This window comes from Sphingopyxis sp. RIFCSPHIGHO2_12_FULL_65_19 (assembly GCF_001830555.1).
Taxonomy (GTDB): domain Bacteria; phylum Pseudomonadota; class Alphaproteobacteria; order Sphingomonadales; family Sphingomonadaceae; genus Sphingopyxis.
Window position 1 is genome coordinate 36,900 of the sequence record NZ_MIAM01000041.1, and the last position, 18,746, is coordinate 55,645.

Here is an 18,746-nt window from a genome sequence, read left to right on the forward strand (position 1 = left end):
GGGTCAGGTCAGAAACGCGTCGAGTTCGCTCAGCAAGAGGTCCGGCACCTCTTCCTGCGGGCTGTGCCCGCACGGCAGCGCATGGCCGCGCACGTCACAGGCTTTCGGCCGCCAGCTGTCCATGACGTCGAACAGTTCGCCGACCGTGCCATAATCCCCCCAGAGCAGCAGCAGCGGCGCTTCGATCCGGCGCGCTTCATCAGCAGCATCATGGTCGAGGTCGATGCTCGCCGCCGCGCGATAATCCTCGCAGATCGCGTGGCGCGTCGCGGGGTCGCGATAACAGCGGCGATATTCGGCGACGACGCGCGGATCGAGCGAACCGCCGATCTTGATCTGTCCCGCAAGGTGGCGGTCGAGAAAATGGTCGGGATCGGCCGCGATCATCCGTTCGGGCAGGTCGAACGGCTGGATCAGGAAGAACCACCAGAAATATCGGGTGGCGAATTCGCGGTTCGTCTGGGCATACATCGTCGCGGTCGGCGCGATGTCGAGCAAGGCGAGCCGCGCGACGCACTGCGGATGGTCGAGCGCCATGCGGTGCGCAACGCGTGCGCCGCGGTCATGCGCGACGACGTCGAAACGATCGAAGCCGAGCGCCGCCATCGCTGCCACCTGGTCGGCGGCCATCGCACGCTTGGAATAATTCGCGTGCGCCGGATCGCCCGGAAGCTTTTCGCTGTCGCCGTAACCGCGCAGGTCGGTTGCCACGACGGTGAATCGTCTCGCGAGGTCGGGGGCGACCTTGTGCCACGTCAGGTGCGTCTGCGGATGGCCGTGAAGGAGGAGCAGCGGCGGCCCCGATCCGCCAACCGCGGCGCGAATGCGCACGCCATCGGCATCGACGTCCTGCCAGCGGAAGCCCGGCATGAGTTCGGGATATGCGGCATTAACGCTCATCACCGCCACCCATAAGCCAGGGCTTGCGGTCGAGATAGGCCTTCTCGAACGACCGGATTTCTTCGGCGTGGGCCATCGTCTCGCCGATCCGGTCCAGCCCGAGCATCAGCGCCCGCCGGTTCGCCGGATCAATATCGAAACCGGCGTCGTAGCGCCCGGTCACGATCCGCTGTGCTTCAAGGTCGACGGTCATCTCACCAGCATCGTCGCTGAGCTCCGCCATGATCGCGGCGACCTCCGCTGTCGGCAAGGACAGCAGCAGCAGGCCGTTGTTCGCCGCATTGTCCGCGAAGATCGCGCCATAGGAAGAACCGATGATTCCGCGAATACCATATTGGAGCATCCCCCACACCGCATGTTCGCGCGACGAGCCGCAGCCAAAATTGGGTCCGACGAGCAGGAATCGCGTTTCCGCCATGTCCGGGCGATTGAGGATGAAGCCGCCCCGCACCGCGCCACTTTCGTCGAAGCGGAGGTCGTGGAAAAGACCGGCCGCCAGCCCCGACCGATCGATTCCTTTCAGGAACGCCTTGGGCATGATGACGTCGGTGTCGATGTTGGCGGCGGGCATTGCTGCGACGCGGCCCGACACGCAAAGGAAGCCGTCCATCAGATACGGTCCTCCGCGGCGAGCGTTCGCACGTCGGCGAGCTTTCCGGTCACGGCCGCCGCCGCGACCATTGCCGGGCTCATCAAATGGGTCCGCCCGCCGATCCCCTGTCGGCCCTCGAAATTTCGGTTGGTACTCGATGCACAGCGTTCGCCCGGCGCAAGGCTGTCGTCGTTCATCGCGAGGCAGAGCGAGCAGCCCGACCGGCGCCATTCAAACCCGGCTTCGATGAAGATGCGGTCGATGCCCTCGGCCTCGGCAGCGCGGCGAACCTCGCTGCTGCCCGGCGAAATCATCGCACGAACGCCCGGCGCCACTTTCCGCCCCTTCAATATCCGCGCCGCATCGCGAAGATCGGTCAGGCGCGCGTTGGTGCAAGACCCGATAAAGGCGCGATCGATCGCGATGTCCTGAAGCCGCGTCTGGGGCGCCAAATCCATATAGGCCATCGCTCGCACCGCGTCGGCGCGCCGCTCGGCGGGGATGTCTTCGGGATTGGGAACGACCCCGGTGATCGCCAGCGACTGATCGGGGCTGGTGCCCCAACTGACCATCGGTGGGATATCGTGGGCGCCGAGCGCAATCTCCCTGTCGAAGCGCGCGCCCGGATCGCTGCGGAGTGCCCACCATTCGGCGCGCGCGGCTGCGAGCATGGCGGGCGACGGCGCGCGCGGGCAACCGGCAATATAGGCGATAACCTTGTCGTCGGGCGCCATCAGCGCAACGCGCGCTCCACATTCGACCGCCATGTTGCAGATCGTCATGCGCGCCTCGACGCCCAGCGCGTCGATCGCAGAACCGGCAAATTCCACCGCATGTCCGGCCGCGCCGTCGGCGCCGATCCGCCGGATCACTTCCATGATCATGTCCTTCGCGGTCACGCCCGGCGCCAGCGCGCCGTCGATCGTGATCCGCATCGTCCGAAGGCGTCGATAGACAAGCGTCTGCGTCGCCAACAGATGTTCGATATCCGATGTGCCGATACCAAAACCCACCACACCGAACGCGCCATAGGTCGTCGAATGGCTGTCCCCCGCGGCGATCACCATACCTGGCAGCACGAGGCCGAGTTCGGGCATCACGACATGCTCGATCCCTTGCCGCGGATCGAAGAGGTCGAAGATTTCGATCCCGAAATCGCGGCCATTTTCGCCGAGATATTCGATCTGCCGCCGTGCACCGGGGTCAAGCTCGCCGGCCGCCCGGTCGGGGTTCGTCGAATTGACATGATCGACCACGCCCAGCGACGCCGCGGGCCGCCAAGGCGTCCGACCGGCAGCGCGGAGGCCGCTGAATGCCTGGGGGCTTGTATATTCGTTCAGCACCGTTCTATCGATATAGAGCAATAATCGTTCGCCAGCCGCGCCGGATTCGTCGAATGATAATATGCGGTGTTCGTCGACGATCTTGTCATAGAGCGTTTTTGGCGCCGACATTCCTATCCCTTTCTGCGGTTTCGCGGGCAGGGATTACCGTCAGCGGTTCAGACGAAGCCAATGCCGGGACAGTATCAATTGATGCGATGAGTGGATTCAGATGGATATCATGTGGCTCGAAGACTTCATCAAGCTCGCTGATGAAGGCAATTTTTCCCGCGCAGCCGAAGCGCGCAACCTGACGCAACCGGCGTTCAGCCGCCGCATCCGCGCGCTGGAGGATTGGGTCGGCGCAACGCTGGTCGACCGCGACACGCACCGCATCGCGCTGACCGAAGCGGGCCAGGCGTTCCGTGTCCTTGCCGAAGAGATCATGCGGCGCCTGACGCTGGGCCGCGACCATGTCCGCGAAATCGGCGGCACGCTCAGCAACGAAATCCGTTTCGCCTCGACCCATGCGCTATCGACGACCTTTTTCCCGCCGTGGCTCCGCGGCCTGCACGACGGCCATGAAGCGGGCACGATCACGCTGATCGCCGACCATATGGTGGCGTGCGAACGCTTCATGCTGGAGGGCAAGGCCGACTTTTTACTGTGCCACCACCACACGGCGGCGCAGCATCGGCTCGACCCCGCGGGCTTTACCTCCCTCGCGCTGGGCGAGGACCTGTTGATGCCGGTGACCGCCCCGCTGGGCGACGGGTCGCCGACGCACCTGCTGCCCGGCGATGGGAACCGCCCGCTTCCCTATCTGGAGTTTGAGGAAAAGTCGGGAATGGGCCGCATCTTGCAGGCCGCGCAGGTCATATCGGCCGGCTCGGCCTCACTTCGCACCGTATTCCGTTCGCATATGGCGACCGCGCTGCTGTCGATGGCGCGCGATGGACGCGGCGTGTGCTGGGCGCCGCTGAGCGTCGCGGCGGCCGACCTTGAAAGCGGCCGCCTCGTCGCCGCCGGCGATGCACGCTGGCATGTCCCGATCGAGATTCGCATCTATAAGCCTATCGCGCGGCGGAGCCCGAGCGTCGAGGCCTTCTGGTCGATGCTGAAGAACCGGCTGAAGACCGAAACCGCCTGAGCGCCCGGTCGAGAGCCGGGGCAATCCCGCGAAATAATGCTACGCAAACAACGCCCACGCCGCACGAATGATTCTATGTCGAACCGGCATTGGGAACGATGACCGCATGTCCATAGACAGGCTGAACCCTAGCACTAACCGCCGAATAGGCGGCCTTGGCAGGGTTCAGGGCGGAGAAAAAACATGATCGAGGGACCGGCAACTGCGGCCGCGAGCGGCAAGCTCAACATTTCCACATCGCTTATCGCGATCTCGCTTTACGCGGGTCTGATGAGCTTCGCGAGCACCGCGCAAGCCCAGGACACCACCGCACCGGCTGACGAGCAGGCGATAGAGGGAGGCGATGACATTGTCGTGACGGGGTCGCGCATCGGCCGTCCCGTTCTCGACCTGCCGACACCTGTCGGCGTCGTCACGTCCGAAGCGCTCGACAATAATAATGCGCAATTCGACATCGGCCGCGCGCTCGCGCAGCAACCGTCGATCGGCTTTTCCGGGAGCATGCAGCAAAGCCAGCAGACGGGCGCCTCGGGCTCGCGCGGCGAAAACAGCGGCGGTCTGGCGCTCGTCGATTTGCGCAGCCTCGGATCGAACCGCACCCTTGTGCTCGTCAACGGCAAACGCCGCGTCGCGGGCGCCACCGACAGCACCGCGATCGACCTCAATTCGATCAACCCCAATCTGATCGAACGCATCGAGGTCATCACCGGCGGCGCATCGGCAATTTACGGCTCCGACGCCGTATCGGGCGTGGTCAACATCATCCTCAAGGATAATTTCGACGGATTTCGCCTGTCGTTCAACGGCTCGCAGCCCACGCGCGGTGGCGAAGGCCTGACCTATGGTGCCAGCCTGGTCGCTGGCCAGAATTTCAGCGAAGGCCGAGGCAACATCACGGTCGCCGCCGACTATACGAAGGTGCAGGAAATCACGCCGCGCCAGGCCGACATGAAAAATTATGTCGCCATGATCAATCCCGCGGACACCGGCCCCGACGACGGCATTCCCGACTATATCGTCACCCCCGGCGGCGAAGCTTTGCGTTTTTCGGGCTATGGCGTCGTCGGTTTCGGCGGCGACACCGGCGGCCTCGGCCGTTTCGTCTTCAACGACGACGGAACCGTGCGCCCCTTCCCCACCCCCAGCCTGACCGACGGCAGCCTGTTTGGGATTTTCGACGATTGCGGCGTCGCCTGTTTCCGCTTCGACGATTCGATCTCGATCGTTCCCGATATCGAACGCTACAACCTCAACCTCAGCGCGCATTATGACTTCAGCGACAGCGTGCGCGGCTATTTCGGCGTCGATTATAACAATACGTCGAGCTATGGCCGCGGCCAGCCGGTGATCCGGTCGGGCGCCGTGATCAACATTGCGCAAAACGCCTTCCTGAACGAAGATTTCCGCCAGGACCTGCTCGCAGCGGGTGCGACGACCTTGCGCCTCGATCGGCTTTATACCGACGTCGGCCTCCGCTTCAGCCAGGTCGACCGCAACAGCCTGTCCTTCGTCGGCGGCTTCAAGGGCGAGTTCGAGACCGGCTTTGCCGACCTTCGTTATGATGTCTACGGCACCTATGGCCGGACCAAGGCGAAGTTCATCGGCTATAACCGCCTCGTCGTCCCCAACCTGCTCGCCGCGCTTGATGCCGTGGTCGATCCGTCGAGCGGACAGATCCGCTGCCGGATGGACGTGCCCGCGCTTCAGCCGGTCGGCTATGTGCGCCCCAATATTCAGGGCAGCGCCCCTTGCTCGCCGTTCAACCCCTTCGGTTCGACCGCGAGCTCGGATGATGCGCGCAATTTCGTCAAGGCGACGACGGTCTCCGAAGCGTTTATCCGCCAGACGACCGCGGGCTTCTCGCTCGCAGGCGATACCGAGAAATTCCTGACGATGCCCGGTGGCGGCACGGTCGGTTTCGCGCTGGGCGCCGAATATCGCAAGGAACGCAACGGCCGCACGACCGACCCGCTGGTCAAGGCCGGGCTCACCAACCAGGCGGCGACGCAGGATTATGAGGGCGGCTATCACGTCACCGAATTTTTCGGGGAACTCAGCATCCCGATCCTGACCGACATGGCCTTCTTCAAACTGCTGTCGGTCGAGGGCGCCGTCCGCCACGCCGATTACAGCCACGCTGGACAGGCAACCTCTTGGAAGGCCGGCGCGATCTGGGAGCCTACCGACGGTCTGCGCCTGCGCGCGACGATCAGCCGCGCCATCCGTGCCCCGAATATTTTCGAGGCATTCCGCCCGAGCGAAGGGCAGACGACCAACGTCAACGACCCCTGCGCCCAGACCAACCTCGGGCTCAACCCGAACCGCGCCGCCAACTGCGCCGCGCTCGGCCGTCCCGCGGGATTTACCCCGCTCAACGGCGGTGTCGGGGTGCCCTTCATCGTATCGGGCAACCAGAATCTCAGCCCCGAAGTGTCGGACAGCTGGACGGCGGGCATCGTGCTCACCCCGAACTTCGCGCCGGGACTCCAGATTTCGGCCGACTGGTTCAACATCGAGATCGACGACGCGATCAGCTTCCTCAGCCCGCAGCAGATCGCCGAGAACTGCGTCGACCGCGCGGGCGGACCCGATCTCGACCTCTGTTCGCTGATCACGCGCGAAACAAACACCGCCAGCCCCAACTTCTTTGGCATCACGACGGGCAACAGCACTTATGTGAACACGTCGAAGCTGGAAACGTCGGGGCTCGACACGCAGGTCTTTTATGCCCGGCCGCTCGGTAGCGGCCGCATTTCGGCCAATCTGGCGTTCACTTACCTGCACCGCCTGCGGACCTACACCTTCCAGTCGCGGCCCGACCTCTTCACGGTGCTCGAAGGTTTCTACGGCTATCCCAAATATAAGGGTGTCGTCGGCCTGACCTATTCGAGCGGCCCGCTGACGCTTGGCTGGCAAGGGCGTTACCAGTCCAGCCAGGCGCTGACCGACATCTCGCCGGGGATCAGCCGCGAACTTCTGTCGCCGGACCGCACCGGGTCGCGCTTCTACAACGACATCTCGGCCTCCTACACGCTCTCGATGAACGGTCCGCAGGAAGCGAAATTTTCGTTCGGCGTCACCAACCTCTTCAACGAAAAGCTGCCGGTGATGGAATCGGTTCAGGTCATCGATCCGTCGGGGGGCGGTTTCGAGCAATTCGGTCCGGTCGTCCGCGTCGGGCTCGAAGTGAACTTCTGATCCCGACCCTGCCGCATGAGGCCCGCGTGACATTCGCGCACGCGGGCCTCATGTCGTTCTAGAAGGAGAATCCACCTTGCCCGGTCAGGAAGGCGCGATCTTGAATACCGAAGCCGTCCGCCCCGCGCGTCAGAGGGGCTTCCTGGGCTTTGTCGAGCGGGTCGGGAACCTGCTCCCCGACCCGACGATCATCTTCCTCTATCTGATCATCGTGCTGATGATCGTGTCGGCGATCGGCGCGGCGCTGGGGTGGAGCGCGTCTTTACCCTATTCGGGCAAGACCGCGCCCGCGGGCGCCGAACTCGCGGACGGCGTCCTGACCTATCGCGCGTCGAACCTGTTTTCAGCCGACAATATCGCGCGCCTTTTTACTGAAATGCCGCGCACCTACGCCAGTTTCACGCCGCTCGGGATCATCCTGACAATCATGATGGGCGCAGCGGTGGCCGAGCGATCTGGGCTGTTCTTCGCGCTGATCCGGGGATCGCTCCGCAACACGCCGCGCCGCTACATGACGCCGATCATCGCGGTGGTCGGCATGGTGTCGCACCACGCCGCCGACGCCGCCTATGTCGTCCTCATCCCGATGGCGGCGGTGCTGTTCGCGTCGGTCGGGCGGCATCCGCTCGCCGGAATTGCCGCTGCGCTTGCCGCCGTTTCGGGGGGCTATGCCGGCAATATCATGCCCGGCCAGCTCGACGTCCTGCTGTTCAGCTTTACACAGGAAGCCGCGCGCATCGTCGAGCCCGGATGGACGATGAACCCGCTCGGCAACTGGTATTTCATCCTTGGCATCGTTGTCTTTTTCACACCGATCATCTGGTTCATCACCGACCGGGTGGTCGAACCGCGCCTTGGCGCATGGAATGAGGAGGTCGACGACGAACTGCGCGCCGACCTGGAAAAAGGCGATCTCAGCGACGATGAACGGCGGGGGCTTCGCCGCGCGGGGATTGCCGCCTTGCTGGTGGTTTCACTCTTCGCGGCGTTGTGCCTGTGGCCCGGATATACGCCGTTCATCGACCAGGATGCCACCGGCCCGATCCGCCTCCAACCGCTCTATGGCTCGATGATCGCGGCCCTGTTCCTGCTGTTCCTTTTTACGGGGGTCGTCTTCGGCCGCGCTGTCGGCACGGTCAAAAATTCGGCCGACGTCATCGCGATGATGCGCGAGGGGGTGAAAACCATTGCGCCCTATCTCGTCTTCGTATTCTTCGCGGCCCATTTCGTCGCGATGTTCAACTGGTCGGGCATCGGGCCGATCATCGCAATCAGCGGCGCCGAAAATCTGCGCGGCATGAACCTGCCCGCCCCCGTGCTCCTCGTCTGCGTGCTGCTGCTGTCGTCGATCATGGACCTGTTCATCGGGTCCGCGACGGCGAAATGGAGCGTTCTGTCATCGGTCGTGGTGCCCATGTTCATGCTGCTGGGCATCAGTCCCGAAATGACGACCGCCGCCTATCGGATGGGCGACAGCTATACCAACATCATGACGCCGCTGATGAGCTATTTCCCGCTCGTCCTCGTCTTTTGCCAGCGGTGGGACAAATCGATGGGGGTCGGATCGTTGCTCGCACTGATGCTGCCCTATGCGCTCTGCTTCATGGCAACCGGGATCATGATGGTCGTTGCCTGGGTCGCACTCGACCTGCCGCTCGGCCCGCATGCACAGGTCTTTTATCCGGTTGCATCGCACGGCGCACCTTGAGGGAGCCGACAATGAAATCCGCCGCCGAACATGTAACGATGTTCAATAAGCATTGGGGTCGGATGCTTGCCGCCCCTAGCCTGATCTTGCCGCTGCGCCAGGAGGTGCGTCCCCATGTCCGTTGACCTGACACCACTCGAAGCCGACATGACCGCCTGGCGCCGGCATATCCATCAGCATCCCGAACTCGGTTTTCACGAACAGGATACGGTCCGCTTCATCCTCGACCTGCTCGAAAGCTTCGGGGTCGACGAGGTCGCGACCGGCATCGGCGGCACGGGCATCGTCGCGACGATCCGCGCCGGAACGTCAAGCCGCGCGATCGGCATCCGCGCCGACATCGACGCGCTGCCGATGACCGAACTCGCCGAGTCCGATCATAAATCCTGCACCCCCGGCGTGATGCACGCGTGCGGCCACGACGGGCACACGACGATGCTGCTTGGCGCCGCAAAGCATCTCGCCGCGACGCGCAACTTCGACGGCGCGGTCCACCTGATCTTTCAGCCCGCAGAGGAATCACTGGGCTATCAGGGGCCGGGCGGCGATCCCGACGGCGGCGCCAGCGCGATGATCCGCGACGGGCTGTTCGATCGCTTCCCGATGGACGCGATTTTCGGCATCCATAACCGGCCGGGCATCGCCGCAGGCAAGCTCGCCGGACGCGCGGGCGCGCTTTACGCCGCCGCCGACAAGTTCGAAATTGTCGTGTCGGGCAAGGGCGGCCATGCCGCGCGCCCGCACCTGACGGTCGATCCCGTGCTCGTCGCGGCGCACATCATCGTCGCGGTACAGAGCATCGTCGCACGTAATACCGACCCGATGGACGCCGCAGTGGTCTCGATCTGTAAGGTCGAGGCGGGCACCGCGTTCAACATCATCGCCGACGAGGCCCGCCTGGGCGGTACGGTGCGCACCCTGTCACGCGCCAGCCAGGACGCAACCGAACGGCGCCTGCGCGAAATCGTCACCGGCATCGCGGCCTCGTTCGGCGCGACGGCGGACCTGCATTATGAGCGCGGCTATCCCGCCCTGCACAATCCGGCCGATCTTTACGCAAGCGTCCGCGACATTGCGATCGGCATCGTCGGTCCCGACCGCTTCGTCGACCTCGACGCGCCGGGCATGGGGGGCGAGGATTTCGCACGCTACCTCGACGTCGTTCCCGGCTGCTTCCTCCTCCTCGGCAATGGCGACGAGGGGCCGGGGTCGGTGATGCTGCACAATTCGCACTATGCCTATGACGACAGCATTTCGCCGACGGGGGCGGCGCTGTGGGTCGCGCTGACCGAAACATTCCTGCCGAAACACATGCCTTAGGGAGACGCCTGGATGCGCCGTTCGATTGCCGCCCTGCTTCATGGTTCCGCCGCATTGCTGCTGGCGGCGATTCCGCCCGTACAGGCGCAGGAAAAGGTCAGCATCTACCGCGACGATTTCGGCGTGCCGCATGTCCAGGCGGACACGTCGGGCGCGGTGATGTTCGGCGCGGGCTATGCGATCGCGCACGACCGCCTCGCCGCGATGGAACTGGCGCGCCACAACACGCAGGGCCGCCGCGCCGAGCTGGTGGGTGCCTCGGCGCTCGAAAGCGACAAGATGATGCGCGGCCGCAAGCTGCCCGACGCCGTGCTGATGCAGCGTTACAGGGCTCTGGCGCCCGAGCATCGCGAAATGATCCAGGCGATGGTCGACGGCATCAACAAGCGCATCGACGAAGTGAATGCCGATCCCGCCCGATTGACCCCGCTCGAATTCATCCGCTGGGGAATCAAGCCGACGCGCTGGAGCCTGACCGAATATCTTGCGCTGATCACCGCCGCGCCGCTCGGCCGCGATAGCTATGAGATCCAGAACCTCAAATTCCTGACCGAGATGACGGCGCGTTACGGCCCGGAAAAAGCCTGGGCGATCTTCAACGATGTCGTGCCCATTTCCGATCCCGATTCCCCCACGACCATCCCCGCTGGCGACGATCTTGCCCCTGCCCGGCCGGTGCCGACCCCCGTGCTCGCGCCGGTCCAGCTACCGCCGGGCGGCGTCGCGTCGGCGGCAGCGCAGGTGGCGCCACGCAAGCCGGTGAAAGGCGCGAGCCGCTGCATGGTGATTGGCCCCCAAAAATCGGCCAGCGGCAAGGTGCTGATGATGGAAGCGACCGCCGATGGCCCCGAAATCCACCTGCACGGCGGCGGTTTCGACAATGCGGGCTTTGGCTCGACCGGCTGGGGCGTGCCAACGATGGGGCGCGGCGCCCAGCACGGCTGGCTGCTTGTGTCGGGCAGCAGCGAAGCGGGAACCGTCTTTGCCGAAAAACTCAACCCGAAGAACCGTTACGAATATTGGTACAAGGGCGCATGGAAAAAAATGGAGCATCGGACCGAGACCTTCAAGGTCAAGGACGGCGCGGCTGTGACGCACGAAGTGGCGTGGACGATCCACGGGCCCGTGATCGCATGGGATGCCGAAAACGGGACCGCCTATGCACAGCAGATGGGGGTCCACGGCCGCGAACTCGACACATGGATCGCCTTCGCCGAAATGGGCCGCGCCAAAAGCCTCGCCGAGTTTCGCGAAAAGGGCGTCGACCGGCTCGGCTGGAATCTGGGCGCCTGTTATGGCGGCGAGGATGGCACGATCGCCTATTTCGAGGCGGGCGCGCTGCCAAAGAAAGCCGCCGGGGTCGATCCACGCCTGCCGACACCCGGCACCGGCGAATATGAATGGACCGGCTTTCTGACGCGCGATGAAAAGCCGCACATGATCAACCCGCGGCAGGGCTATCTCTTTTCATGGAACAGCAAGGCGACGGGCTGGTCGCAAGAGGGCGACAATGCCCGCATCGGCGCGACGTTCCGAACATGGCTCGGCGATCGGCTGGCGAAGAATGGGGAGGCGCTAACCCTGCTCGACATGCGCGAGTTCAACGGCCGGATTTTCAACGCGCTCGGCGCGGTCGACCGCAATCAGGCGGCGCCCGACTTTTTCGCGCCCTATCTGCGCAAGGCGATCGAGGCGAGCGACGATCCCGACGTGAAGCGCGCGGGCGAATATATGCTCGGCTTCAACGGGCTTTATCAGGATCGCGACGGCGACCATCGCTATGACGACCCCGGCCTGACCCTCTATCGCGCCTGGCTTCAGGTCGCGCCGCGCGTCGTTTTCGGCGACGATATGGGCAATTGGTGGAAGGCGATCGACGATGGGCGCTACCTCACCTATCAGTCGAGCCTGTTGCTGCGCGCGTTTCAGGGCGATGCCGCGGGGGCGCCGCTCGCCGTCGACTATTTCAACGGGCGCGACCGCACCGCGGTGATGATCGACACGATCAAGGCGACACTTGCCGAGGTCAAACCCCGTTTCGCCGGCAAGGATATGGCCGAGTGGAAGCAGCCGATCTTCTGGAAATATTTCGATGCGTCGCTCGAAACCCCCGCGCGTCCCCAGATGGCAGAGGACGCACCCGAAAAGCGCCTGTCTGCGGTGCTGCGCCTCGGCCCGACGATGGCGCCGCACAATGGCGGCGAAAGCTGGGTCGGGCTGATGGAGATCGGCGCTGACCGGCGTGCGCTCTATTCGGTCGTCGATGCGGGCGGGCAGAATCTCTTCATCGGCCCCGACGGCAAGGGCAACCCGCACCTCACCGACCAGACGATAATGCACGAAACGAACGAGCTGAAGAAGATCGAGCTGTCGCCAGACCGAATACGCAAGACGGCGCGTGCCGCGACGACGATCGAATATCGGCCAAAAGCCCGTTAGCGCGCGGCGGTCGGCGATGATGGAACGGCGGACGATGCTGGCTATGCTCGGCCTGATGCCGATCACCGCCTGCGCGCGCCAATCGCGTGCGCCGGGCGAACTATGGGTCGGATCGTCACCGACGGGCGTTCCGTTCAGCTATGTCGACCCCGCAACCAACGAACTGACCGGCGCGATGATCGACATCGCGCGACGCGTGCTGCGCGAGATTGGGTTGACGGGGGACTATCGCGCCGCGCCCTTTGCCGCCCTGATCCCTTCGCTGACAACTGGGCGGATCGACATGATCGCGGCGGCGATGCAGCGGACTCCCGACCGCGAAAAAATCGTCGATTTCAGCGCGCCGGTCTTCTCCTATGGCGGCGGGCTGGTCGTGCGACGCGAAGATCGCGGCGCCTATCCCGCCCTGTCCGCCATAGGCGACAAGCGCGTCGGCGCACAGGTCGGCACGCGCTTTGTGGACCAGCTCCGCGGCGCCGGCGTCGGCCGCGTCAAAACCTATGACGGGTTGGGCGAAATCGTCCGCGACCTTGCCAACGGCCGGATCGACGCCGGTTATGGCGACGACCCCATCCTCCGCTACCAGCTTCGCGTCGGCCCGCAGCGGCGAGTCCGTATGGCCGACGACTTCACGCCGCCGGTCAAAGAGGATCTTTGCCTGATCGTCGAGAAAGGCAATCCGCTCCTCGCCCGGCTGAACGACGCGATCGCGCGCCTGCGGAAAGACGAAATGCCTGCGATTCTGCGTCGCTGGGGGCTTGGCTGATGCAGGAATTTCTTGCGGACGCCGCACTGTTCCTGCCGGTCCTGCTGCGCGGGCTCGGCATGACGCTATTGCTCACCGCCGCTGCGCTGGCCGTCAGCATCGCGCTCGGCCTGCTGTGGGTGCTCATGGGCTATGCGCGCTTTGCGCCGCTGCGCTGGATCAGCCGCGCGATCATCAACGTCATCCGCGGCATCCCGATCATCGTCCAGCTCTTCTGCATCTATTTCGTCCTGCCCGAATGGGGACTCGACTTGCCCCCTTTCGCGGCGGGGGTGCTCGGTCTCGGCCTTGCCTATTCGGTCTACCAGGCCGAAAATTTCCGCGGCGGCCTGTCGTCGGTCGACAAGGATCTGATCGAGGCGGGCACGATGCTCGGCATGACATGGCCGGTGCTGATGCGCCGCGTCGTGCTGCCGCTCGGCATCCCCGCGGCGCTGCCGTCGCTCGGCAATACGACGATCATGCTGCTGAAAGATTCATCGATCGCCTCAACGATCACGATCGCCGAACTGACGCGCGCGGGGCAATTGCTGGCAATCTCGACTTTCAAGAATGGCACGGTCTACCTCCTGATCGCCCTGCTCTACCTCGCCGCCAGCTTGCCGATGGCGGCGGCCGTGCGCGCGCTCGAACGCCGGTTCGCACGCAAATGATCCGGCTACGCGGCGTCCGCAAATCCTTCGGCGAGCGCGACGTTTTGCGCGACGTCAGCTTCGACGTCGCAGCGGGCGAGGTCGCCTGCCTGATCGGCCCTTCGGGGTCGGGCAAATCGACGATCCTGCGCTGCATCAACGGGCTGGAAAGCCACGATGCAGGAACGATCGAGGTCGATGGCGTCGCGGTTACGCCGCAATCGCTGCCACAGGTCCGCGCGGCGGTGAGCATGGTGTTCCAGCGCTTCAATCTGTTCCCGCACCGCACCGCGCTCGACAATATTATCGAGGGTCCGGTGCATGTGCTCGGCCAGCCGGTCGCCAAAGCGACGGCGCGCGCGATGGCGCTGCTCGAAAGGGTCGGCATGGCGAGCCATGCGCAGGCCTTCCCCCGCCATTTGTCGGGCGGCCAGCAACAACGCATCGGCATCGCGCGAGCACTGGCGATGGAGCCGCGCGCCATCCTGCTCGACGAACCGACCTCCGCGCTCGACCCCGAACGCGTTGGCGAGGTTTTGAAGGTGATGCGCGACCTTGCCGACGGCGGCATGACGATGATCGTCGTGACCCACGAAATCGCCTTCGCGCGCGAGGCTGCGGACCAGATCCTGTTCGTCGACGGCGGCACAATTGCCGAACAGGGTCCGGCAGCCGAATTTCTCTCCAACCCCAAAACCGATCGAACCCGGCTGTTCCTCAGCCGCGTCCGTCACCCTCTTTGACTTCGGGAGCCACCGATGACCGCCGATGCGATCAGCCTGTTTCGTCCGCACGAACTCCTCGCCGCAGGTGCGATCGCGCCCGTCCCCGTGCCGCTCGGCCAGCCGGTCTCGCAGGTGCGGTCGGCGGCGATTCCCGGCGTGGGCGCAAGCCGCCACGGCGTCTGGCACTGCACCCCGGGAGCCTGGCGCCGGCAGGTGATGCAGGCCGAATTCTGTTATTTCCTGTCGGGCGAGGCGATCTTCCATCCCGACGGCGGCGAGCCGATCCATATCTGCGGCGGTCAGGCCGCCTATTTCCCGCCCGAAAGCATGGGGACTTGGGAAATCCTGCGCGAAAGCGAAAAAATCTTCATCGTCTTTGATGAAGGCCAGGGCGCACCATGACCGCGCGCGTTCCCCCCGCCGACATCGGCAGCTATTGGCTGGCGAGTTGCGACGACGATCTGACGCCGCGCCCTGCCCTGACCGGCGACGCGACGGTCGATGTCGCGATCATGGGCGGCGGCTTTACCGGGCTATGGACCGCTTATTATCTGCTGCGCGACAATCCGGACCTGTCGATCGCGATCGTCGAGCGGCAATTTTGCGGTTTCGGCGCGTCGGGACGCAATGGCGGCTGGTGCTCGCCGCGTTTCCCGATCAACCCCGCCGCGCTCACCCGGCGCTTCGGTGCCGCGACGGCGCGGTCGATGCTGCTTGCGCAGCAGGCCATGGTCGACGACGTCGGCCGGATTTGCGACGAGGAAGGCATTGACGCCCATTTCCGGTCCGTGGGCGTGCTGACCCTCGCCCGCAGCGCCAGGCAATTGCCGTCGTTGCAGCAGTCGTTCGACGCCTATGCCCGGCTGGGCATGGGGGATGGCTGCGAACTGCTCGGCGCATCGCAGGCGCAGGACGCGGTGCACGCAACCCAGGTTCACGGCGGAATGCGGCTACGCGCTGGCGGGACGATCCATCCCGGACGCCTCGTCCGCGGCCTTGCGCGGGCGCTGGAACGGCGCGGCGTGCGAATATATGAAGGGACCGAGGTGTTGCAAACCGCCGCGGGCATACAGCCTGCGCTCATCACATCGGGGGGCACCATCCGCGCGCGGCGCGCGGTGGTGCTGGCGGGCGAAGCGTATATGACCGCGCAGCCCGCCTATCGCCGCCGGCTCATCCCGATGGCTTCGACAATCATGCTCACTGCGCCGCTGACCGCTGCTCAGTGGGACCGCGTCGGGTGGAGCGGCGGCGAATGCCTGTCCTCCTATGTCCACACCACCAACTATCTCACCCGCACCGCCGACGGGCGCATCCTGTTCGGCAGCCGCGGCGCGCCCTATCGCTACGGATCAGACATGGACGAGGTCGCGCTGCGCGAAAACGCCAATTTCGGATGGATCCGCGACCGGCTGACCGAATGGTGGCCCGCGCTGGACGGGATCGAATTTACGCACCGCTGGGCAGGCTATCTCGGCATCCCGCGCGACTGGCTGCCGACCGTTCATTTCGACCCTGTCCAGCGCATCGGCTACAGCTATGGCTATACGGGGCACGGCGTGATCAGCAGCGCGATCTGTGCACGCGCGCTCGCCGGACTGATCGTCGGCCGCGCGGCCGATCCGAACGCGCCCTATGTCCGCGCGCAGGCGCCCAACTGGGAGGTCGAACCGCTGCGCTGGGCGGGCATCCGCTATGTCCAGAATGCCTATTTGCGGATGGACGTGGCGGAGGCGGCCAAACGGCCGCCCCCGCTCGACGCGGGCCTCGCCAAATTTCTGGGCGAACCCTAAAAGCCGCTCACTTTGCCAAGTCCCCGAGCGCAGCCTCCAGACCGGGGATGAACTGCGCACCCGCTTTCAGCTCAACGCGCGACCCGGCCAGGTCGTCGCCATAGGGTTCGGCCGGTCCGCCCAGGCATTTCGACAGGAAATGTTCGGCGATCGCGGCAAAGGAAATGTTCGTCGCGTCCTTTGCATAAACATGCCCCTCGTCGGGATAGAAGGCATAGGTCACCGGCTTTCCGCGCGCTTTTAGCGCATCGACAATCTCTTCCGACTGGCTGGGAAATATCCGCGGGTCGTTGGCCCCGTTGGTGACGAGGAGTGGCTTCGCAATGGCGTCGACGCGCGCGATCGGCGAACGTCGCATCAGGTCCGCCGCGCCTTCGGGGGTCGCCGGATCACCCACGCGGTTGACGAATTGCGGGCGCTGCCAGGTCCACCAGTCGGGCATCAGAGCGACCTGCTTTACCAGGTCGCTGGGCCCGGCCAGATCGACGCCGCACTGGAAGGTGTCGGGCGTAAAACTCAGCGAAACCAGCGTCGAATAGCCGCCATAGGACAGCCCCATCACCGCGACACGATCCTTCGCCGTCACGCCCTTGTCGATCGCCCATTGCACGCCGTCGATCAGGTCGTCGTGCATCGTTTCCGACCATTTCCGATCGCCCTTTGCCATGAAATCGCTGCCGAACCCGCCCGACGCGCGGAAATTGACCGATAGCACCGCATAGCCACGGTCGGCGAGCCACGCGTGCTGCGGGTCAAAGGCCAGATCGTCGCGCAGCCAAGGGCCGCCGTGGACGAGGAGCACCATCGGGACCGGCGTCACGGGCATGCCGTCATCGCCGAGCTTCGCATTCGTCGGAAGCGTCAGATAGCTTGGCAGCGTCAGCCCGTCCCGCGACGCGATCCTGACCGGCAGACGGCGGGCGAGTGTCTGCTGTGCCAGGTCCGGCCGCGTCGACAGCAGCGGCACGAGCGCCCGGTCCTTGCGGTTCCACCAGCTATAGCGATCGGGGCGGTTCGGAACGGTTTCGAGAAGCAGCCAACGCGCGTTGTCCGGGGTCTGATCGACGATCTTGAACGGTCCGGCCACCGCCGCTTCCAGCGCGGCGAACTCCGCGCGCGCATCGTCCGACCGGACAGTCCATTCGCTGACCAGCGGGTCTTCGCGCGTCGCGAGCAACGCGCCGCTGGCTTCGTCGAACAGGGGATCGACAATATCGGCACGCATGGACGCGGCGAGCAAAGTCGTCTTGCCCGTGGCGATGTCGACCGCGACAAGGTTCGCCTTGTCGCTGGTGCGGCTGTCGAACATCAACAGCTTTCCCTGGCGGTCGAGCCCGAGGATCTTGGAATTGCGCAGCGAGGCCAGCGGAATCGTCATCAGCTCGCTCGGCCCGGCGGGGTCGAGGCGCATATAGGTCGACGACCCGTCGATATTGCCGCGAACGGCCAGCCGGATATTGAAATCGGGATCGGCAATGACGTCGATATAATTGGTTTCGTTGCGAAACACCTCGGTCCGCTTCCCGGTGGCGAGGTCGATGCGATAAATGTCGCGATAGCGGCGATCGCGGATATTCATGCCGACCAGAACTTCCCCAGGGCGGTGCTTGGACAGCTTCACAATCTTCGTCTGCACGGCGGGATCGGCGGTCATGTTGACGACGGTGCGCTTTTCGAGGTTCGCGACCCACAGCTGGCTGTGCTCCTCGCCGCCGACATCTTTGAGCACCAGAATATAGCGTCCGTCGGGGCTCCACTGGAATCCGTCGGGCGGGCGCGTATCGAACCGGGTGACGGGGACGGCCGCCCTGGGATCGTCGATCGGCGCGACCCAGACGTTGGGCACCCCGTCCAGCGGGTGCAGGAAGGCAAGCCGCTGCCCATCGGGGCTGATCTGCAATTCCGAATAGGTGGGCGACGCGAAAAGCGCGTCGCGCGGAACCAGCGCGGATGGCGACGCAGTGCCCGGCGCCGCCGCGCCGACCGCGAGGCCCGGTGTAATGATCGCCGCTCCCAGCATCGCAGCCAATGCGATGGCGCGGCAGCTCTGCCGTTCGCGCCGCAGAATGTCGAAACCCATGCCCACCCCCTTAAACAAGCCTGTTGGCACAGGCCCCACCCCTAAATCAGGCCTGTTGGCGCAGGCCAATGCCACGATCGACCCAGCTTGCCCATCGAACGACCGCGGCTCCAATGCGCAA

At 64.8% G+C, this 18,746-nt stretch carries 14 protein-coding genes; 10 read left to right on the top strand and 4 right to left on the bottom strand.

What is annotated here, in order from left to right:
- Positions 1-3: 3 nt before the first annotated feature.
- From A3E77_RS11830 to leuC, 3 genes are read right to left on the bottom strand one after another with little or no spacing between them, the layout of a single operon-like run.
- The gene (locus A3E77_RS11830) at positions 4-900 is read right to left on the bottom strand and encodes an alpha/beta fold hydrolase (RefSeq protein WP_293646125.1); all 897 of its coding nucleotides are present in this window, start codon (positions 898-900) and stop codon (positions 4-6) included.
- Positions 890-1,510 carry a 3-isopropylmalate dehydratase small subunit gene (gene leuD / locus A3E77_RS11835; protein ID WP_293646127.1) on the bottom strand — a complete coding sequence of 207 codons (621 nt, stop codon included), beginning with the start codon at positions 1,508-1,510 and terminating at the stop codon, positions 890-892. The genes A3E77_RS11830 and leuD overlap by 11 nt, the downstream gene beginning before the upstream one ends.
- Positions 1,510-2,946: a 3-isopropylmalate dehydratase large subunit gene (gene leuC / locus A3E77_RS11840; RefSeq protein WP_293646129.1), complete on the bottom strand. Its 1,437-nt coding sequence runs from the start codon at positions 2,944-2,946 to the stop codon at positions 1,510-1,512. The genes leuD and leuC overlap by 1 nt, the downstream gene beginning before the upstream one ends.
- Positions 2,947-3,046: 100 nt before the next feature.
- Between leuC and A3E77_RS11845 the strand changes: the two genes are divergently transcribed.
- From A3E77_RS11845 to A3E77_RS11890, 10 genes are all read left to right on the top strand, one after another.
- Entirely contained in the window at positions 3,047-3,964 is a 918-nt protein-coding gene (locus A3E77_RS11845) for a LysR family transcriptional regulator (RefSeq protein WP_293646131.1), read from the top strand.
- A 183-nt stretch (positions 3,965-4,147) separates the two neighbouring features.
- Positions 4,148-7,162 (top strand): TonB-dependent receptor plug domain-containing protein, encoded by a 3,015-nt coding sequence (locus tag A3E77_RS11850; protein WP_293646133.1) that lies wholly within the window; start codon positions 4,148-4,150, stop codon positions 7,160-7,162.
- Between the two features lie 100 nt (positions 7,163-7,262).
- Entirely contained in the window at positions 7,263-8,870 is a 1,608-nt protein-coding gene (locus A3E77_RS11855; protein WP_293646135.1) for an AbgT family transporter, read from the top strand.
- Between the two features lie 114 nt (positions 8,871-8,984).
- A complete protein-coding gene (locus A3E77_RS11860; protein WP_293646137.1) occupies positions 8,985-10,190 on the top strand; it encodes a M20 aminoacylase family protein in 1,206 nt (401 codons plus the stop codon).
- A 12-nt stretch (positions 10,191-10,202) separates the two neighbouring features.
- Positions 10,203-12,629: a penicillin acylase family protein gene (locus A3E77_RS11865; protein WP_293646139.1), complete on the top strand. Its 2,427-nt coding sequence runs from the start codon at positions 10,203-10,205 to the stop codon at positions 12,627-12,629.
- A 34-nt stretch (positions 12,630-12,663) separates the two neighbouring features.
- A complete protein-coding gene (locus A3E77_RS11870; protein ID WP_293646141.1) occupies positions 12,664-13,395 on the top strand; it encodes a substrate-binding periplasmic protein in 732 nt (243 codons plus the stop codon).
- The gene (locus tag A3E77_RS11875; RefSeq protein ID WP_293646143.1) at positions 13,395-14,048 is read left to right on the top strand and encodes an amino acid ABC transporter permease; all 654 of its coding nucleotides are present in this window, start codon (positions 13,395-13,397) and stop codon (positions 14,046-14,048) included. The genes A3E77_RS11870 and A3E77_RS11875 overlap by 1 nt, the downstream gene beginning before the upstream one ends.
- Positions 14,045-14,770, top strand: coding sequence for an amino acid ABC transporter ATP-binding protein (locus tag A3E77_RS11880; protein ID WP_293646145.1), 726 nt, complete (start codon positions 14,045-14,047; stop codon positions 14,768-14,770). The genes A3E77_RS11875 and A3E77_RS11880 overlap by 4 nt, the downstream gene beginning before the upstream one ends.
- A gap of 15 nt (positions 14,771-14,785) precedes the next feature.
- Positions 14,786-15,154 carry a cupin domain-containing protein gene (locus tag A3E77_RS11885; RefSeq protein WP_293646147.1) on the top strand — a complete coding sequence of 123 codons (369 nt, stop codon included), beginning with the start codon at positions 14,786-14,788 and terminating at the stop codon, positions 15,152-15,154.
- On the top strand, positions 15,151-16,545 hold the full coding sequence (locus A3E77_RS11890) for an NAD(P)/FAD-dependent oxidoreductase (protein ID WP_293646149.1): 1,395 nt from the start codon (positions 15,151-15,153) through the stop codon (positions 16,543-16,545). Before A3E77_RS11885 ends, A3E77_RS11890 begins: the two co-directional genes overlap by 4 nt.
- A gap of 7 nt (positions 16,546-16,552) precedes the next feature.
- Here A3E77_RS11890 and A3E77_RS11895 read toward each other — a convergent pair whose 3' ends face one another.
- Positions 16,553-18,625, bottom strand: a complete 2,073-nt coding sequence (locus A3E77_RS11895; RefSeq protein WP_293646151.1) for a S9 family peptidase — start codon at positions 18,623-18,625, stop codon at positions 16,553-16,555.
- Positions 18,626-18,746: the final 121 nt, after the last annotated feature.

What these genes read in the sequence shown, in the direction of transcription:
- A3E77_RS11830 (WP_293646125.1), bottom strand. Translation starts at nt 900, where the DNA reads ATGAGCGTTAATGCCGCATATCCCGAACTCATGCCGGGCTTCCGCTGG.
- leuD (WP_293646127.1), bottom strand. Translation starts at nt 1,510, where the DNA reads ATGGACGGCTTCCTTTGCGTGTCGGGCCGCGTCGCAGCAATGCCCGCC.
- leuC (WP_293646129.1), bottom strand. Translation starts at nt 2,946, where the DNA reads ATGTCGGCGCCAAAAACGCTCTATGACAAGATCGTCGACGAACACCGC.
- A3E77_RS11845 (WP_293646131.1), top strand. Translation starts at nt 3,047, where the DNA reads ATGGATATCATGTGGCTCGAAGACTTCATCAAGCTCGCTGATGAAGGC.
- A3E77_RS11850 (WP_293646133.1), top strand. Translation starts at nt 4,148, where the DNA reads ATGATCGAGGGACCGGCAACTGCGGCCGCGAGCGGCAAGCTCAACATT.
- A3E77_RS11860 (WP_293646137.1), top strand. Translation starts at nt 8,985, where the DNA reads ATGTCCGTTGACCTGACACCACTCGAAGCCGACATGACCGCCTGGCGC.
- A3E77_RS11865 (WP_293646139.1), top strand. Translation starts at nt 10,203, where the DNA reads ATGCGCCGTTCGATTGCCGCCCTGCTTCATGGTTCCGCCGCATTGCTG.
- A3E77_RS11870 (WP_293646141.1), top strand. Translation starts at nt 12,664, where the DNA reads ATGCTGGCTATGCTCGGCCTGATGCCGATCACCGCCTGCGCGCGCCAA.
- A3E77_RS11875 (WP_293646143.1), top strand. Translation starts at nt 13,395, where the DNA reads ATGCAGGAATTTCTTGCGGACGCCGCACTGTTCCTGCCGGTCCTGCTG.
- A3E77_RS11880 (WP_293646145.1), top strand. Translation starts at nt 14,045, where the DNA reads ATGATCCGGCTACGCGGCGTCCGCAAATCCTTCGGCGAGCGCGACGTT.
- A3E77_RS11885 (WP_293646147.1), top strand. Translation starts at nt 14,786, where the DNA reads ATGACCGCCGATGCGATCAGCCTGTTTCGTCCGCACGAACTCCTCGCC.
- A3E77_RS11890 (WP_293646149.1), top strand. Translation starts at nt 15,151, where the DNA reads ATGACCGCGCGCGTTCCCCCCGCCGACATCGGCAGCTATTGGCTGGCG.
- A3E77_RS11895 (WP_293646151.1), bottom strand. Translation starts at nt 18,625, where the DNA reads ATGGGTTTCGACATTCTGCGGCGCGAACGGCAGAGCTGCCGCGCCATC.